We start from the raw sequence: 17,201 nt of genomic DNA, 5'->3' as shown, positions 1-17,201 counted from the left end.
CATAGGTTGGATCTTAAGGAATAAAACTTGAAAACATGCTCTGAATTTGATCTGATAGTAATCGCCAAACCACTATCTATCCCAAAAGCAGAGCATGAATAAATATAATACTGAGTTAAACAAAATAACGAAAGTGCTTAACGATTTTAATATTAACGAAATAGGTAAAACAAGCCGTTTTTGTAGCCGTAAACGAATAATAAAACCTTTCGAATTAGTCATGTCGTTAATAACGGCTCTAGGCGATAAATCGGTAAACACCGTGACAGATTTACATCGTTATTTTGTGAAGTTGACGGAAACTGATGTTCAATATAAACCGTTTCACAATCAACTGAGTAAGCCTGAATTCAGCCAATTGATGAAATCACTGGTCGATGTGGCGTTAAATGAATGGCAGCAACAAATACTCGGCACAGAAGTCACACTGTCAGATTTCAAACGCATCATATTGCAAGACGGAAGTTCGTTCGCAGTGCACGATAGTTTAAAAGATACCTTTAAAGGTCGCTTTACTAAAATAAGTCCTGCGGCAATAGAGGTTCATGTGAGTTGGGATGTGCTTCAAGGTTATCCCGAAGAAATCTCAGTGAGTCCTGATAGCCAAGCTGAATATGATTTTTTACCTGATGCTAAATCGTTAGTCGACACCTTGTTTTTAGCGGATAGAGGTTATTTTAAGTTATCGTATCTTGAATCAATTGATACAGCAGGAGGCTTTTATGTTGTCAGGGCTAAAACCACGGTTAATCCAACCGTAGTAGCTGCTTTTAATCGTCACGGTAACGCGTTAAAACGGTTTTCACAGAAGAAGCAAAAGGACGTTAAAAAGCATATTCGTCGTAGTGTTATTGTCGATATGGATGTGGAAGGTAAAACTAATTATCGATTGATTGCGAGCTGGCCTAGAGGAAAAAGTGAGCCTACTTATTGGGCAACGAACTTAAATCGAGAAAAATTTAGCGCTGAAGCGGTAATAAAGCTCTACAGTCTCAGGTGGCAAATAGAGTTACTGTTTAAAGAATGGAAGTCTTATTGCAACCTGCAAAAATTTAACACCAGAAAAGCGAGCATGATGGAAGGCTTGGTGTGGGCAAGTTTATTGACGTTGTTAGTAAAGAGGCGAATAGGCATGAGTGTTCAACAACTTGCCGGTATTGAGCTATCAACATTTATGGTAGCAAAAAACACCCAAGGTTGGTTTTATCAATTAATGGAGTCGATAACACAAGGCGTGATATCGACACTGAATAAAGCATGGCAAAAAACTATCAGTTTTTTGTCAAAATATGCACGAAGAGCGAACCCAAAAAGAGATAAAGAAAAAGGACGATTAAAATGCGGCCTGAATCCAATTATCTCTTAATGTCTAACCTATGTATGCGCGCTAGTTAGCACACAAAAATACTGATAGCGCTTTAGCTGAGCTAAAAGCTGTACTGGCGTAACTAATTTTAACGGAGAAAACTAAATGGATTCATCATCAATTATTGCGTGGAGTGTTTTGTTTGGTGGCATAGGCATTGGCTACCTAACTTATGGACGAAGGAAAAAAGCCGTTGTACCATTGTGTATAGGCTTGTCGTTGTTAGTGTTTCCGTACTTTGTGACGAGCGTATCTATGTTGCTTATTGTGGGCACTATTTTGGTAGCAATTCCCTATTTTATTAAGCTTTAATGCTATAAGTACCTTATTACCCAGTGATAATAAACACGTTTAAAATTGCTATATCTAATTACTTTGATATAAAAATCAGCCAGCTTATAACCAGTGACATTGCTAATAACAACGATAAGCTCCGCCAAAATACCACTGGGTTTTTCTCCGCCCACGCAATGCTACCAGTGCCTAACAAACTGTTATTAGGGTGGCGCAAATCGTAAATAAACTCCGACATTACCTGGTACCGATAAGCTGGGTTTGGCTGCAATGCTTTTTTAAGCGTAGCGTCTAACCACAAGGGTATATCGCGTTTTGTATCAATTACGCTTATATAACTTAACTTACTTTGCGCGGCTATGTTATGCGCTTTGGCGGCTTTTGTACCATATGGATATCGCCCGCTTAACATATAATAAGTAAGCACTGCGAGTGAGTATAAATCGGATCGCTCACTCGCCCCCGATCCCACCAAATATTCAGGTGCCGTGTACATTGCAGTGCCAAGTATTTCATCGCCATTGCCATCGGTTACGCCCATTATTTTGGCTGAACCTAAATCGATAATAGTCACTAAGCCACTACTATCTATTAAAATATTTTCAGGTCGAATGTCTTGATGTAAAATATCAACTTTATGTAGCGCTGTTAATCCTTTCGCTATTTGTTCTGTAATATCGCGTATTTTTTCAAGATTAGGAGTTGGATTGTCTAATAAAAACTGGGCTAAAGTCTGCCCTTCTATATATTCGGTAACTGTATAATAAAAATTACGCGCACTATGCGGTGGCACTGCTTTAACTATGTGCTGATTGTTTACTTTATGATTTACTTTGTTAAGCACCCACTCCTCAGTTAATAACCTATTTAACTGTGCGGCGTTATTTGTTAGCTCTACTGACGGCGCTTTAATTATGACAAAGTCGGCAGTTTTTAAGTCGAGCGCTAAATAAACGTGGCTTCGATTCGATGAATGAATAACACGCCTTATTTTATACCCTTGAGATCCATAAACGCCTTCTTGAATAGAGCCAAGTTTATTGCTTTCAAATAAATCACCTTCTTTTAAAATAGGTGGAATACTTAATTCATCCAGTTTATTTATTTGTGCTTTCGCGAGCTGATTTATTACAATAACCTGCATGGTTAAGTTGTCGTTACTACCAGCATTAACTGCTTCATCGACAACTATTTTAGCTTGCGTGTTTAAGTCATTTTTTTGATAGTTTAATAACGCTAAAATACGCTCTTCAGTCAAAAAGTTAAATATGCCGTCAGTCATCAATAAAAACACATCACCAACGATTAATGGCTCACAAAGGTAGTCGAACTTAAAATGTGGCGTTATTCCGAGCGCTTGGCTTAATACCGTTTGACCATTGGCTTGTATATTATGATCAGTTGTTAACAATGTAAGTTGGTTATTACGAAGGCGATAAATACGTGAATCACCCACATGAAAAATATGAGCGCATTGGTTTTGCAAAATAAGCGCTGAAAAAGTACATACATAACCTTTTTCAAGATTGTACTTATAAGGGCTGTGCTGATTTTTACAATATAAATGGGCATTTACACTTTTAAATACTTGACCACCAGCATGCTCAACGGACCATGCTGGTGATGTACAATAATAATCGTTAATAAAGCGCTTAACCGCACTTTCACTCGCTACTTGGCTAACTAAACTGCTACCTACCCCGTCGCTAATAGCAAACACGGCACCTTTAAGGTTAAGCTCATCTAATATTGGCACTCGGGACAAAACAAAGTCTTGATTTATACTTTTACAACCTTGTGTTGTAAAATACCCAGTATTGAGTGTTAAGGCAGTCATCGGTTATTAACTCGTATGCTGCGTTTGAATGTGACGCTTTGGCGCTGTTTTGTAGTGCGTGGTGTATAACGTTAAACCAGTAAACGCCAAGCCACCGACTAAGTTACCTAATACGGTTGGAATTTCGTTCCAAATTAAGTAATCCATTACCGAAAATTCACCGCCCATAATAAGCGCAAACGGGAATAAAAACATATTCACTACTGAGTGCTCAAAGCCCATAAAAAAGAACAACATAACAGGCATCCACATGGCAATTACTTTACCGCTTACATTTGTTGAAATCATTGCGCCAACAACCCCAAGCGACACCATCCAGTTGCATAGCATGCCTCTAATAAATATAGTTAACCAACCTGCTGTTCCAAATTCGGCATAGCCCAAAGTACGCGCCTCGCCTATTGCAGCAACTTTTTTAGCAATTGCACCGCCATCTATGTTGTACCCATAAGTAAAAATAAACGACATCATAAAAGCAACCGTTAGCGCCCCTAAAAAATTACCCAAAAACACTTTGCCCCAATGCGGTAATATTTGCGACCACGTAACGCCTGGTCGCTTTGCAAGCCATGCTAGTGGCGTAAGTACAAATACACCCGTCAGTAAATCAAAACCCATTAAGTACAACATAATAAAACCAACGGGAAACAACATCGAGCCCACTAAATGTGAGCCAGTGGCGATGCTAACGGTAATTGCAAACACTGCAGCTAACGCTAAAATAGCGCCAGCCATAAATGCACGAATTAACGTATCGCGCGTTGACATGTAAATTTTAGACTCACCAGAGTCCACCATTTTAGTTACAAATTCGGTAGGGATTAAATAAGCCATTTTTTTACCTTTATTTTGGTAGTGCTATTTTAATTTCCATTTGCAGCAATATATTGCAAGCAAAAAAAAACGCCTACACCTTACTTTTTAAAGTAAATGTGTAGACGTCTTCGTCTGGAGTCATATTGGTCTTAGCAAGGGGAGAAACCTTACTGTATGTTAATTAGCAAAGTTGGTGCCATTACAAAAAGTTAAATTATAGCTATTTAAAAACAAGTAGTTAGTTGATTTAATGTAATTTTAAAAATGGTGTTTACGCGCTATTTTTGTGCATTAAAAGCCGTTTTGCACCAAATAAAGTAATTAAACATTATAAATAGCAACCTCAAAAAGAAGCACCCAGCTACAGTATTGATAAAATCAATATCAGTTATTGAAAACAACAATTTCATTAATAATACACTTAGCGCTAGAGTGAAGTTAAGCCAACAAACTAAGAGTAATTATTATGCCAACTACCGCTATCTTCACACACCAAGACGGATTATTCATTGATGCTAATTTACATCAATTCATTAAAGAGCAGTTATGTACTAAAGCGACTTTAAAAACGACTGAGATTTACCAAGCTTTAGCTACGTTAGTTGATGAATTTGGGTGTACTTGTCGTAAAAATAAGCATCAACCAAGTGATACTCTTGAAGTAGACACGCTATTAAATGCGTATCAACAAAAAAATCATCCACATTGCCATATGAACGCACAAACAACAGAAGCCGTGCTTGATGAATACTGCTGCCAAGTACCTGCCATTATTGTTGTAGCATTAATGGATACTATTAGCAGTACACACTGTGATGAGCCAAATGCACATGCCATTTATCATCGCGCTGCTCAATTAACTAATCGCCCTTGTATGCACACAGTGCAAATTGCTAATGCATCAGCAGCTTAAAAATGGGGGTGTTTAAAAATGCTCGATAACCTTTTGTGCAAAGTCTGTGCAACTTAGGGTTATCGAGTTATTAGATATTGAATTATTAGAATCATCTTTATTTGGTGCTAAATCAAAAGTTACTTGGGAGCTTGCGAAGGTTTTTTCTAATGCGTTTTCAATCAATATTGCGGCTTTATCCCACTTCATAAATTTAAGCATTAACACTGCACTTAAAATACTGCTGCTCGGATTGGCTTTATTTTGTCCAGCTATACGTTCAAACGTGCCGTGTGTAGGTTCAAAAAATGCCACTTCGTTATTTAAATTTGCAGCGGGCATTATGCCAACTCCACCCACTTGCGCACTAAGCATATCAGCTAAGAAGTCGCCATTTTGATTAGTAGTGGCTACTACATCAAACTGTTCTGGATGCATTAAACATTGCTGAAGCATGTTATCGGCTATTACTTCTTTAATAATTAATGGTTCTTGATCTGATCGCTCTATTAGTAGCCAACGACCATTTTGATGATTTATAGCTTTAAATTCTTTTTTAGCAAGTGCGAACCCCCAACGTTTAAATGCACCATCGGTAAATTTAAGTACATTACCTTTATGCACAATAGTCAGTGAATCGCTGTTATTTTTAAGTGCGTAGTTTATTGCATAACGTACTAATCGCTCAGAACCCTCTTTTGAAATGTTTTTAATGCCAATGCCGCACTCTTGTGTAAATCTCAAGCGCGTTACACCCATTTCTTCACATAAAAAGTCGAGCATTTTTTCACTTTCAATGCTGCCCGCTTGCCATTCAATACCTGAATAAACATCTTCGCTACTATCGCGAAGCACCGTTATGTTAGTTAAAAAAGGATTTTTTAAAGGAGAAGGAAGCGCACTAAAGCCTTTAATGGTGCGCATATTTACAAACAAATCCATTTCTTGTCTGAGCGCAACATTAAGTGAGCGAAAACCACCACCAAGCGGAGTTGTTAGTGGCCCTTTTATAGCTATTTTACAAGTACGTACCGCGTTAATTGTTTCTTGCGGGAACCAATCACCGTCATATAATTTAGCTGCTTGTTCGCCGTTGTAAACTTGCATCCAATGAATTTTTCGCGCCGTTTTATAACAGTGTTCAACAGCACGATTAACCACATTACGCATTACTGGCATAACATCTAAACCCACACCATCGCCGTCAATATAAGCAATTATAGGTTCGAGGGGGATTTGCCAGTCCCCGCGCTCATCTATTGTTATGTTTTGACCTTGCTCTGGTACATTTATATGTTGGTACTGCATTGCTAACACCTACAAAGCTTTATTAATATTATTAAAGCATGATCAGTTTGGTGTGTCTGTATTCACTTTTTTATAGTTACTATCAGTTTAAAAAATATAGAGCTTTTATTTTTATCTATAAGTAGCAAATAAATATTTATTAAAACTGTATTGGCTTTGTATTATTGCAATTACAAAACCAGCTCTTCCATCTAAAAAGCCAAGTCGTAAAAAGTAATGACGAATAAAAGCAAATGTTGCTGAGCTTATTGCTTTTAATATGGATGATTTTTTGCCTTTCCTAATCATTTGGTCTGCACCAATATTGGCATAGTTATTTCTTTTATTTATATATGCAAAAATATCTTCGTATTGAAAGTGTAATAAATCAGCCTTTAAGTTAATCAAGTTACAGCCTTTAACCACTACCGATTCGTGTACCAAATTATTATTGTAACTCGTTGTGTTTTTATTGTAGATACGAGAAATACGGCTTNNNCCATCCACTATGACGAATAAATTGACCACAAAAGTGCGTTAATCTATTAAGTACTAGTACGTCTTTTTCTTTACATTTAGCAAGATTATCTCGTATTTCGGCACCTAATTCATCACTAACGACTTCGTCACAATCAATTGCAAAAATCCAGTCGTTACTTGCTAAAGCTTCTGCTCTTTGGCGTTGCTCACCAAATCCTTCCCAGTCGGCACGAACGAATACTTTATCTGTGTATTTTTTAGCTATTGCCAATGTTTCATCTGTACTACCTGAATCAAGTACAATAATTTCATCAGCCCACTTTACCGACTCCAAGCATCGTTCAAGTGTACTTTCTTCATTTTTACAAATAATACAAACAGATAATTTCACGGACTTTCCTTTTATTAATTAACATAGCGCCAACATTATAAACTGATTAGATAACTAAATAATGCAATTGTTGAATTTTTACTGATTTTAAATTTAACCACCCTATTTTTTAGCAAAAAACAGTGAAACCTATACGTAATTTAATCGCGTTAAAAATTCACAACGGCTAAACCACAACTCAATTATCCCCGTTAATCACACGCTTAATTCCGATCATTTAATATTTAACTTTTATTGGTATAGTCTTTGTGATTAGTTAAAAATAGAGTAAATAACATGAAGATATTATTGATATTGCCACTATTTATTACATGTAACATAAATGCAGTTGAAGTGGTTATACATAACATAAACTCACTTACCAATAATGGTCAAAAAACAGTATCTACTTGGATCAATCAAAGTATTAAAAAAACAAAAAATACGCTTGGTCCTTTAAAACAAAGTGTTTTACCTATTTATTTAAAGCCCAAACACTTTGCTCTTGAGCCTGTGCCTTGGGCTAGTGTAAAACGAAATGATCCCGATGGTCTGGAGTTACACATAGACCAACAAGCAAGTTTAAGTGAATTTACAAAAGATTGGACGCTTTACCACGAATTATCGCATTTATACCTGCCACTATTGCCTTATTCAGGGTTTTGGTTAAGCGAAGGTTTTGCGAGTTATATGCAAAATAAAATAATGCGTGATAGCGGTATTATAACTCAAGCCCAATTTGTACAGCGACTTAATGCCGGATTTGAACGTGCTCGCAAACAAGCAAAAACAAAGCAACAACCACTTAATAAACTGTCTGCCGATATGTGGCGACAACGCGCTCAACAGCGTGTTTATTGGAGTGGTGCAGCCTTCTTTGTAGAGGCAGATCTAGCTCTTCAAAAACAAGGAAAAACAGTGGCTGAAGTTATAAAAGCATATCAAACATGCTGTAGACCTGCGCGTTCAAACGCTAAAAAATTCATAAAAGAGCTCGATAGATTATCGAGTAGCAGTGTGTTTTCTTCACTTTATACACAGTACAACACGCGTACAAATTTTCCTGATATTACCAAAGCACAACTTAATCAGCTATAGCGTTATTTTTTAAGTAATTACAAAAATAGTTATAGGCATTCGCGTTAAAATTTACTGAATATTTATTCATAAACCCATGTAAGTATTCTACTTTTTTACACTCTACCAATTCTTTACGCCCCAAATTGGCTATAACATCATCTACATTAAAATGTACTTCATGATTTGGAAAAATGAACTCACACGGTACTTTTGCATTTAGCTGTAAATGATTACGTAATTGCGATGGATAAAATCCTATGAGCTTTTTAAGATGTGGATTGCCTGTGAGTAACTGAGCACGCCATGCTGCACTTGCACCTGCACTAAAAGCAATACAAGTTGTAGGACTCTTAAGTGCATTAAAGCATTCTTTAACCTTTTCGGTATATTTGTCGTGGTCGCAGTGTTTTATAAACTTTTCATAGTGATTAGCTTCACTTTCAATAACTTGCAGCTTACCGTTGTATGGATCTATAAGCATACTATTACTGCTAACACCCATTTTAAACCGTGTTAAAGCGGGTGTTAAACCAAAAATATCGCTGACAATTACGTAATCCATACTTATCCTTTTACTATTTAAAAACACGTTTGTAAGCAGTTGATAAAAAGTATTATAAATTATTTTATATAAATAGCTTGCACACACAATATATTTAAGTTACCTTCCCTCTCTGGTTTGAAGAAACCGCCGCGGTTAACCATTTACCCTGATCCAGTAAGCCCCGCAAAACGTATATTTGAAAGCTAAGTTATTGTACGGCGAGAACCCCTTAAAAATACCGAGATGAATTTTACTATCATCGCAAAAGTGTCATAAAGATCGTCAACACTGTAATGAAGCTAAACACAACATCGTTTATTTATTAACTGCATTTTGCTATAAAAAAATAGCGCAGAATAAATAACAAGAATAAAGTGAGTTTTATTATGTCTTATAAATATAATGGGTCTATGATCCAAATCGCACATCCAGTGCAATCTATTTCAGTAAACAAACATCGTGTAATCTTTAGTGATACACAAGGTTTAAAAAATGCATTGTTTCAAAAAGCGAGTGATGCACGCCAATTTGTTAAATGGCTTAAAGCTAGTTAACCAAATACTTTAATTGCCGTTTATTATTGCAATTATTGATAAGATATTATGCCAGCCTCGTTGCTGGCATTTTACTTTTTAGCACTTTGTTGGTTACAATAGATTTACAATAATAATTACTGGCAGCTGTTGTAATGCTCCGTGTATTTTTAACTCCTCTACTCTTTTGTTGTTTAAGCTCAGTAAGTAATGCTAAAACCATAAATTGGTTAACGCACGACTTTGCACCCTATTACATTTTAAATGGCAAATACCAAAAACAAGGTCGTGACGAAAGTATAATCACTCTCCTAGAAAAACAGTTACCCAATATTACCTTTAATCGAATGATTATCCCTTCTGGCAAAGTGATTCAGGAGCTATCAAACACATCCCATAATGCATGTGCATTATCACTTTATAAAAATGATTTTAGAGAAGATCATATTTATTTTACAAAGGAAAGCTCAACAACGGGTCTTTCTCCTTCGATTGCATTACATAAAAAATTAGCAGAAGCACTTGATATACCCAATGATAAAAATATCTCGCTGCTAAATTTACTACAGGATAAAAAGCTAACACTTGGCGTATCCATGAGTCGCTCTTACGGTAAAGAGATAGACACGCTAATTAATACTACGCCTAACATAGAGTTAGTCATTAGACCCACACGCGATAGCTTAGCAAGCCTTACATACATGCTTAATTTGAAGCGTATTGATATTTTATTGGGCTACCCTAGTGAGCATTATTATTTAGCAAAGCTGATGCACTTTGATGACAGCCTCACGCAACGCGCATTAACCGAATCACCCGATTTAAGCTATGGTTTTATAGGTTGTACCAAAAATGCTCAAGGTGCAGAGGATATAAATCTTTTAAACGAACAACTCAAAAAAATAAAACAAACTAAGCAATATAACCAAGTACTTCTTAGATGGTTACCAAAACACTTAAGACCACTATTAGAAAAAAGAATTTTAGAAGCTCAAACAAAAAACGCCACATAAGTGGCGTTTACATATCTAATTTTATATTTGCTAGTGTATTACTGGCGAATACCTTCAATAAATAAGCCAATATCTACGTGAGTAGATGCTGGTCCTAAGTTGTAATCAATACCATAATCAGCAAGTTTAAGGCTGGTTTCGCCCTCAAAACCTACACGGTAACCACCCCAAGGATCTTTACCTTCGCCTACTTTATCTATATCAAATGTAATGGTTTTGGTTACACCATGAAGCGTAAAATCACCCGTTACTTTACCCGAATCCTCGTCGTTAAATTTAACGCTTGTACTTTTAAAGCTAGCAGTAGGAAACTTATCAACATTTAAAAACTCTTTACCACGTAAATGCTTATCGCGCTCTGCATGGTTAGAATCTAAGCTTGTAGTATCAATGTTTACCATAATTTTTGAAGCATCTGGGTTTTTAGCGTCGTAACTAAATTTACCATCAAAAGTATTAAAGCGACCATGTAACCAGCTATAGCCTAAATGTTTAATTTTAAAGTTTACAAACGCATGAGCACCTTTTGTGTCAATTACATAGTCGGCTGCATTAGCAGCCGNGCCGTTGCCGATAACATCATTGCAGCAGATACTGCTGTACTTAGTAATATTTTTTTCATTTTAATCATCCTTTAATGGTTTGATCATTCTAATTAAGGTTTTATCTTTATCGATAAAGTGATGTTTTAATGCCCCAAGTGCATGCAATACTGCAAACCCAATTAAAATACATGCACCGTAGTAATGTACTTTTCCGGCTAAATCGGCTTGATGTTCAAATGAAAAATCAATTGCCGATACATCAAATAGTGTAAATACTTCTATTGCCCGTCCATCTGCTGTCGAAATTAAATAACCAGCAACAACAATCACAGCCAAAATAATATACATAACAATATGCGCGGTGTGTGCTAATTGGTTCATCTGTTGGTTTTCACCTAACGGCTTAGGTTTATTTGAAAAAACTCGCCATAAAACTCTAAACAAAAATACAGCAACCAATGTTATGCCAATACTTTTGTGCAAATCGAGTGAGCCTTTATACCAACTATCGTAATAAGTAAGCTCAACCATATATAAGCCTAAACCAAATAAACCAAAAATAGTTAGCGCCATGAGCCAATGTAAAATAATGGCAACAAGTCCATACGATGATGCCGTGTTTTTAAACATGTATAATTTCCTATATTGCTATGTGCTTACAATATAGTGCATAGGAGTAAATGAAAATAACATTTACAAACACTTTACGTGCGTATACGCACAGAACTTTGTTATTTAGCCTGAAATTTGAATAATAAATCTATCTTGAGCAGCTATTTTCAGCGCTAACTGCGCTGAAAATTAACTTAAATATCACCATGATTCAATACGTAGAAAGTCTCTTAACCAGAGTTCAGGTTATTTAAAGTCAGTTGTGCAAAAATGGAGGATTAAACAGATAGTTTTATAGGGTGGATTGTTCGCTTAAGCTAACATAAATTAAGCTTTCAGGGTTTACTTGCAAACAGGTAACAAGCCCTTCTTTAATAAGCTCAAGCATGGCAATAAAACTAACTACTACACCACTTCGCCCTTCATCAGGGGTAAAAAGTGCATTAAATACAACCGCTGCCTTTGCTTGCGATAATTGCTGCAATATTTGACTCATTCTCTCTCGGGTTGAGAGCACTTCAGCAGTAATTTGATGATGCTCAAAGGTTTTTGCACGCGCCATTACATCACTCAGCGCCAGCATTAAGTCTTTAAGTTCAACATCGGGGAGATTTTGACTTGTGTCTTCACTTATTGGCATAACGACATGCGCTATGAAAATATCACGACCAACTCGGGGAATATCATCCAGGTTTTCGGCGGCTTTTTTAAATAACTCATACTCTTGTAAACGTTTAATAAGCTCAGCACGAGGATCTTCTTCCTCCTCAAGCTCTTCGTGTACAGGTAGTAGTAATCGCGACTTTATTTGCGCAAGTAACGCAGCCATAACTAAATATTCGCCAGCAAGTTCGAGCTGAAATTCTGTCATCATTTCTACATAACGAACATATTGCTCTGTAATACTAAAAATAGAAAGTTCGAGCACATCAAGCTTATGCTTTTTAATTAAATAGAGCAGTAAATCGAGTGGTCCCTCGAAGGTTTCTAATATTATTTCGAGTGCATCGGGTGGGATGTATAAATCTTCAGGTTTATCTACAACCGCTTTTCCATGCAAAAAAGCCAGTGGCAGCTTTTGCTGCACTGGCTTTTCAATGTTTTGTGTATCTGCAGTGCTTTCGCTCACTCGCTATTACTCAAATGGGCTTGTATCACCACAACCAACACGTAAAATCTTAATTTCATCTTCAGACAAATCAATTACAGTAGTTGCTTGCTCTGCTAAGTAACCACCATGAATAATTAAATCAACGTGTTTGTCTAATCGCTCTAAAATTTCATCGGGATCTGATTCTGTAAACTGCTGACCTGGTAAAATTAAAGAACACGACATTAACGGCTCGCCAAGTTCGGCAAGTAAAGCACAGGCAATTGGGTGCTCAATTACACGCATGCCAATGGTTTTTTTCTTGTCGTTTAATAAACGCTTAGGGACTTCTTTAGTGCCTTTAAAAATAAAGGTGTAAGGTCCAGGCGTATTATTTTTAATTAATCTAAATAGCTGGTTATCTACGCGTGCATAAGTAGATAACTCCGATAAATCACGACAAACTAGCGTAAAATTATCGTTTTTTTCAATGCCACGAATTCGCTCTATGCGCTCTTTGGCTTGCTTGTTACCAATGTTACAGCCAATTGCATAGCCAGAATCTGTTGGGTAAACAACAACGCCGCCTTGCTTAATAATATCAACGGCTTGACTAATCAATCTCGGTTGCGGATTTTCAGGATGAATGTGAAATAATTGACTCATAATAATGCCCCTTCTTGTCCTTCCCAGGCTTGCCAAACACCTTGGCAGTCTTTCGGTAAGTATAAATTTTTGCCAAGCTCTAAATAACTTGTCGGAAAATGAAAATCAGACCCTTGCGAACAAAGTAAATCGTACTCACGGCTGAGTTCACCTAAAAATTGACGTTCGCTTGGCGCCTGCTGAGGTTGTGCAACTTCCATTGCGTCTCCTCCTACACTTTTAAATTCTACTAATAGCTTGCGTAACCATTTGTTCGACATTTGATAACTACTTGGGTGCGCAAGTACAGCAACTCCACCAGCGGCATGAATAGCCTCAATAGCTGTTTGCATGGTGCACCAACAACTTGGTACATAACCTGTTTTGCCACGACCTAAATACTTTTTAAATACACCAGGAAAGTTTTTTGCTACGCCGCGCTCTATTAATGCACGTGCAAAATGTGCGCGTGTGATTTGCGCGTTTTTTGCAAGCTCTTTAGCCTGCTCATAAATGCCATCAAAACCGTTTTTTGTAAGACGTGCGCCAATTTCTAGCGCGCGCTCTTCTCGCTTTTGCTGCTGAGCAGATAATAAAGAGGTAAGGTCAATATTCTCAATATCAATATTTAAACCAACAATATGAATTTCGAAGCTTTCCCATTTAGTCGACACTTCTGTACCCGTTATTAATGAAAGCGGTAATTTTTCAGCTTCAATAAATTGCTGGGCAGGTTTAATGGCTNTGCCACAGTGTCGTGATCGGTAATAGCAAACACATCAATATTTTTATCAACAGCGCGATGCAATAATTCTTCGACCGTTAAACGCCCGTCTGAGTGTGTGGTGTGGCTATGTAAATCGTATTTTATCAAAAGAAAACTGCTTAAAATTAAGGGTTAATGGTGTTTATGTAAGTATAACAAGTTTTTTGACTAAATTGTTTTAAATAAACACTTGACACAAAAGCATAAGATACGTTTTACTGTAGCCACTTTCAGACACATTAAGAATTAACAATAATGATCAATTCAAACTTAAACACTATTTGGTGGTGGCACTCGTAATTATCGGGTGATGAATTGTCGTGTCTAACAAAAATTCAAAACCCGCAACTATGCGGGTTTTTTTATAACTAAATTTTACGTAACGTTTTATATTATAAATATTTAATAAATATTGAGGCAGAAAAACATGAATAACGGTCTTACTCTTACACATCGTTGGTGGTGGCGCTTGATATAGCGGGACGGTAATGATCTGTTTGTAATTTAGATATCGTTATTCAAGCCCCGCATTGCACAGCATTGCGGGGTTTAATTTTTTGAGGGAATGAGGTTTGATTTTTAGTCATATAACTACCACACCAGGCGAAGTAACAAGCATAACGCAAGTACGCGACTATATAAGTAGCCCTCTTGCATTATATGCTGCACTTGATAAGCCTAATTCGCTGCTACTTGAATCGGCTGAAATTGATTCTAAAGACAGTGTTAAGAGCTTAATTTTAGTTGACTGTGCCTTGCGCATTGTATGCCAAGGCAAAACGGTAACAGTGACTGCGCAATCTAATAATGGTCAACAACTTCTAAGCTACTTACAAAGTAATGTTAAAAGCTGTGACGCAACCTTAGACGACACAACACTTACGCTTAGTTATTTAGACACAAGCGGCGATACTGACGAGGCAAGTAAACTCGTTGCAGATAATGCATTTAGCGCTCTGCGCACTTGTATTAACAGTATAAAAAGCACAACCAGCAATCCATTTTCAGTATTTTTAGGCGGTGTATTTGCCTACGATATGGTGGCTAACTTTGAGCAATTAAGTGATGTACCAGACGGTGAAAATACGTGCCCAGATTATGTGTTTTATTTAGCCGAAACGTTAGTTGTTATTGATCATCAAAAACAAACAACCGAACTCATTGGTAATGTATTTAATGGCCCTGACGTACATGCAAATTGCTTTGAAGTAGGCAAAGAGTTAGAACGTTTAAATACACTGTGCGACAACGCCTCAGAATTTAGTGCGGATATGCAAAGTGGACAATGTGATGTAAGCGTTGATATAAGCGACGAGACATATTGTGAGCAAGTGGTTAAGCTTAAAAAGAACATTGTAGATGGTGATATTTTTCAGGTAGTACCGTCGCGCACATTTTCACTACCTTGCCCTAATTCTTTGCATGCGTATAGCAAACTTAAAAAGCAAAATCCAAGCCCATACATGTTTTATATGCGCGATGAAGACTTTGCATTATTTGGTGCATCGCCTGAATCAGCACTTAAGTACACAGTGCAATCTAAACAAGTCGAAGTGTATCCCATTGCTGGCACTCGCCCACGTGGCAAATTTGCTAATGGGCAAATAAACCCAGACCTAGATAGCCGCATTGAACTTGAACTTAGAAACGATCAAAAAGAACGTGCTGAACATTTAATGCTTGTAGATTTAGCCCGTAACGACGTAGCACGTATTAGTGTTGCAGGTACTCGCTTTGCCAAAGAGTTATTAAAAGTAGACCGCTATTCACAGGTAATGCATTTAGTATCGCGCGTTGTAGGCACATTAAAACCAGAGCTTGATGCACTGCATGCTTACCAAGCTTGTATGAACATGGGCACACTTGTTGGCGCACCAAAGGTTCGGGCTGCTGAGCTTGTACGTCAAACTGAAGGTAAACGCCGTGGCAGTTATGGCGGCGCTGTAGGTTACTTAACCGGTGACGGTGCAATGGATAGCTGTATTGTTATTCGCTCTGCTTTTGTTAAAAATAATATAGCTTATGTACAGGCTGGTGCCGGTGTGGTGTTTGACTCAGATCCTATTTCTGAAGCAAACGAAACCCGAGCTAAAGCACAAGCGGTTATTACCGCCATTAAATCTACTTACAAGGCGGTATAGAATGAGTGAAGCTAATCCTATAAAAATCTATTTTTTAGATAACTTTGACTCATTTACTTACAACCTTGTTGATGAGCTAACAATGCTTGGCGGGGAACTTGTTGTTTACAGAAACAACATTAGCGCCGAGGTTATTTTTAACAAAATGCGCCAAGAACAAGGTCAAGTACTATTGGTACTTTCGCCAGGTCCTGGCACACCAAGCGATGCAGGCTGTTTGATGGAGCTTATTGAGCTCTCTAAAGGTCATTTCCCTATGCTGGGTATTTGTTTGGGTCAACAAGCGTTAACCCAAAGCTACGGCGGAGTAATCGGTCATGCCGGTGAAACCGTACATGGTAAGTCTTCAATTATTAGTTTAGGCGAGCACCCTGTATTTGATGGTATGGGCGATACAATGCCTGTTGCACGTTATCATTCATTAATGGCAACAAAAGTGCCTGACAATATTGAGGTAATTGCCCAATATGAAGATATACCTATGGCTATTTATCATCATGATGACAACGCATTGGGTTACCAGTTTCATCCAGAATCAATACTAACGCCGAACGGCGCAATGCTACTTCAGCAAAGTGTAGCCTACTTAACACGTGCCAAATAAAAGAGGACATTATGAGTACACAACCAGAACAACCCATAAATGTTCAACACGCTATTGAGCAACTAATTACTGGGCAATCATTAAGCTACGCAGACGCCAAAGCGCTTTTTGATGAAATAATGCAAGGTAATATGAGTGAAATTGAGCTAACCGCCCTACTTATAAGCCTTAAAATTAAAGGCGAGGTTAGCGACGAGATTGCAGGAGCTGCAGCCTCAATGCGTGAAAACGCCGTTGCTTTTACTACCAACAGTACACAACTTGCTGATAGCTGTGGCACTGGCGG

Annotated in this window: 17 protein-coding genes and 3 pseudogenes; 9 read left to right on the top strand and 11 right to left on the bottom strand. The window is 37.5% G+C overall.

From position 1 onward, the window contains the following. Positions 1-94 precede the first annotated feature (94 nt). Positions 95-1,366, top strand: a complete 1,272-nt coding sequence (locus L647_RS0119875) for an IS4 family transposase (protein WP_024610808.1) — start codon at positions 95-97, stop codon at positions 1,364-1,366. Between the two features lie 105 nt (positions 1,367-1,471). Further along, positions 1,472-1,678, top strand: a complete 207-nt coding sequence (locus L647_RS0119870; RefSeq protein ID WP_029880556.1) for a hypothetical protein — start codon at positions 1,472-1,474, stop codon at positions 1,676-1,678. 58 nt (positions 1,679-1,736) lie between these two features. On the opposite strand, the gene L647_RS0119865 is transcribed toward L647_RS0119870, so the two are convergent. Continuing rightward, on the bottom strand, positions 1,737-3,497 hold the full coding sequence (locus L647_RS0119865) for a protein kinase (protein WP_024612577.1): 1,761 nt from the start codon (positions 3,495-3,497) through the stop codon (positions 1,737-1,739). Positions 3,498-3,503: 6 nt separating this feature from the next. After that, entirely contained in the window at positions 3,504-4,331 is an 828-nt protein-coding gene (locus tag L647_RS0119860) for a formate/nitrite transporter family protein (RefSeq protein WP_024612576.1), read from the bottom strand. A 448-nt stretch (positions 4,332-4,779) separates the two neighbouring features. Between L647_RS0119860 and L647_RS0119855 the strand changes: the two genes are divergently transcribed. Continuing rightward, entirely contained in the window at positions 4,780-5,226 is a 447-nt protein-coding gene (locus L647_RS0119855; protein ID WP_024612575.1) for a hypothetical protein, read from the top strand. Between the two features lie 12 nt (positions 5,227-5,238). On the opposite strand, the gene icd is transcribed toward L647_RS0119855, so the two are convergent. The 3 genes from icd to L647_RS1000000126780 all read right to left on the bottom strand — a co-directional run bounded on the left by icd (position 5,239) and on the right by L647_RS1000000126780 (position 7,363). Continuing rightward, positions 5,239-6,513: an NADP-dependent isocitrate dehydrogenase gene (icd, locus tag L647_RS0119850; protein WP_024612574.1), complete on the bottom strand. Its 1,275-nt coding sequence runs from the start codon at positions 6,511-6,513 to the stop codon at positions 5,239-5,241. A gap of 111 nt (positions 6,514-6,624) precedes the next feature. Continuing rightward, a complete protein-coding gene (locus L647_RS1000000126785; RefSeq protein WP_343223093.1) occupies positions 6,625-6,900 on the bottom strand; it encodes a hypothetical protein in 276 nt (91 codons plus the stop codon). A gap of 61 nt (positions 6,901-6,961) precedes the next feature. Then, positions 6,962-7,363, bottom strand: coding sequence for a glycosyltransferase family 2 protein (locus tag L647_RS1000000126780; protein ID WP_343223092.1), 402 nt, complete (start codon positions 7,361-7,363; stop codon positions 6,962-6,964). A gap of 276 nt (positions 7,364-7,639) precedes the next feature. Between L647_RS1000000126780 and L647_RS0119840 the strand changes: the two genes are divergently transcribed. Next, on the top strand, positions 7,640-8,440 hold the full coding sequence (locus tag L647_RS0119840; protein ID WP_024612573.1) for a hypothetical protein: 801 nt from the start codon (positions 7,640-7,642) through the stop codon (positions 8,438-8,440). Here the strand turns inward: L647_RS0119840 and L647_RS0119835 are convergent. Continuing rightward, entirely contained in the window at positions 8,427-8,984 is a 558-nt protein-coding gene (locus tag L647_RS0119835) for a hypothetical protein (RefSeq protein WP_024612572.1), read from the bottom strand. The two genes, L647_RS0119840 and L647_RS0119835, sit on opposite strands and share 14 nt — an antisense overlap. A 368-nt stretch (positions 8,985-9,352) precedes the next feature. On the opposite strand from L647_RS0119835, the gene L647_RS1000000126165 reads away from it, so the two are divergent. Together L647_RS1000000126165 and L647_RS0119825 are read left to right on the top strand one after the other, a co-directional pair. Continuing rightward, on the top strand, positions 9,353-9,520 hold the full coding sequence (locus tag L647_RS1000000126165; protein WP_007375427.1) for a hypothetical protein: 168 nt from the start codon (positions 9,353-9,355) through the stop codon (positions 9,518-9,520). A gap of 134 nt (positions 9,521-9,654) precedes the next feature. Then, on the top strand, positions 9,655-10,512 hold the full coding sequence (locus L647_RS0119825) for a transporter substrate-binding domain-containing protein (RefSeq protein ID WP_024612571.1): 858 nt from the start codon (positions 9,655-9,657) through the stop codon (positions 10,510-10,512). 38 nt (positions 10,513-10,550) lie between these two features. Here L647_RS0119825 and L647_RS01000000124680 read toward each other — a convergent pair. The 5 genes and pseudogenes from L647_RS01000000124680 to L647_RS01000000124675 form a co-directional block, all read right to left on the bottom strand. Next, positions 10,551-11,134, bottom strand: a pseudogene (locus L647_RS01000000124680) (YceI family protein). A gap of 1 nt (position 11,135) precedes the next feature. Continuing rightward, positions 11,136-11,687 carry a cytochrome b gene (locus L647_RS0119815; RefSeq protein ID WP_024612570.1) on the bottom strand — a complete coding sequence of 184 codons (552 nt, stop codon included), beginning with the start codon at positions 11,685-11,687 and terminating at the stop codon, positions 11,136-11,138. 274 nt (positions 11,688-11,961) lie between these two features. Beyond that, positions 11,962-12,798: a ScpA family protein gene (locus tag L647_RS0119810; RefSeq protein ID WP_024612569.1), complete on the bottom strand. Its 837-nt coding sequence runs from the start codon at positions 12,796-12,798 to the stop codon at positions 11,962-11,964. A 6-nt stretch (positions 12,799-12,804) separates the two neighbouring features. Then, positions 12,805-13,425, bottom strand: a complete 621-nt coding sequence (locus tag L647_RS0119805; RefSeq protein ID WP_024612568.1) for an L-threonylcarbamoyladenylate synthase — start codon at positions 13,423-13,425, stop codon at positions 12,805-12,807. Continuing rightward, positions 13,422-14,278 (bottom strand): annotated as a pseudogene (locus L647_RS01000000124675) (PHP domain-containing protein). The gene L647_RS0119805 and the pseudogene L647_RS01000000124675 overlap by 4 nt, the downstream one beginning before the upstream one ends. Positions 14,279-14,742: 464 nt before the next feature. Between L647_RS01000000124675 and L647_RS0119795 the strand changes: the two are divergent. The 3 genes and pseudogenes from L647_RS0119795 to L647_RS0119785 form a co-directional block, all read left to right on the top strand. Continuing rightward, the gene (locus L647_RS0119795; protein WP_024612567.1) at positions 14,743-16,311 is read left to right on the top strand and encodes an anthranilate synthase component 1; all 1,569 of its coding nucleotides are present in this window, start codon (positions 14,743-14,745) and stop codon (positions 16,309-16,311) included. Between the two features lies 1 nt (position 16,312). Continuing rightward, positions 16,313-16,915 (top strand): aminodeoxychorismate/anthranilate synthase component II, encoded by a 603-nt coding sequence (locus tag L647_RS0119790; RefSeq protein WP_024612566.1) that lies wholly within the window; start codon positions 16,313-16,315, stop codon positions 16,913-16,915. Between the two features lie 11 nt (positions 16,916-16,926). Beyond that, positions 16,927-17,201: pseudogene (locus tag L647_RS0119785) on the top strand (anthranilate phosphoribosyltransferase); the annotation flags it as partial.

Origin of the sequence: Pseudoalteromonas sp. TB64 (genome assembly GCF_000498095.1) — a bacterium.
Lineage (GTDB): Bacteria > Pseudomonadota > Gammaproteobacteria > Enterobacterales > Alteromonadaceae > Pseudoalteromonas.
This window is presented reverse-complemented; position numbering and strand designations above follow the sequence as displayed.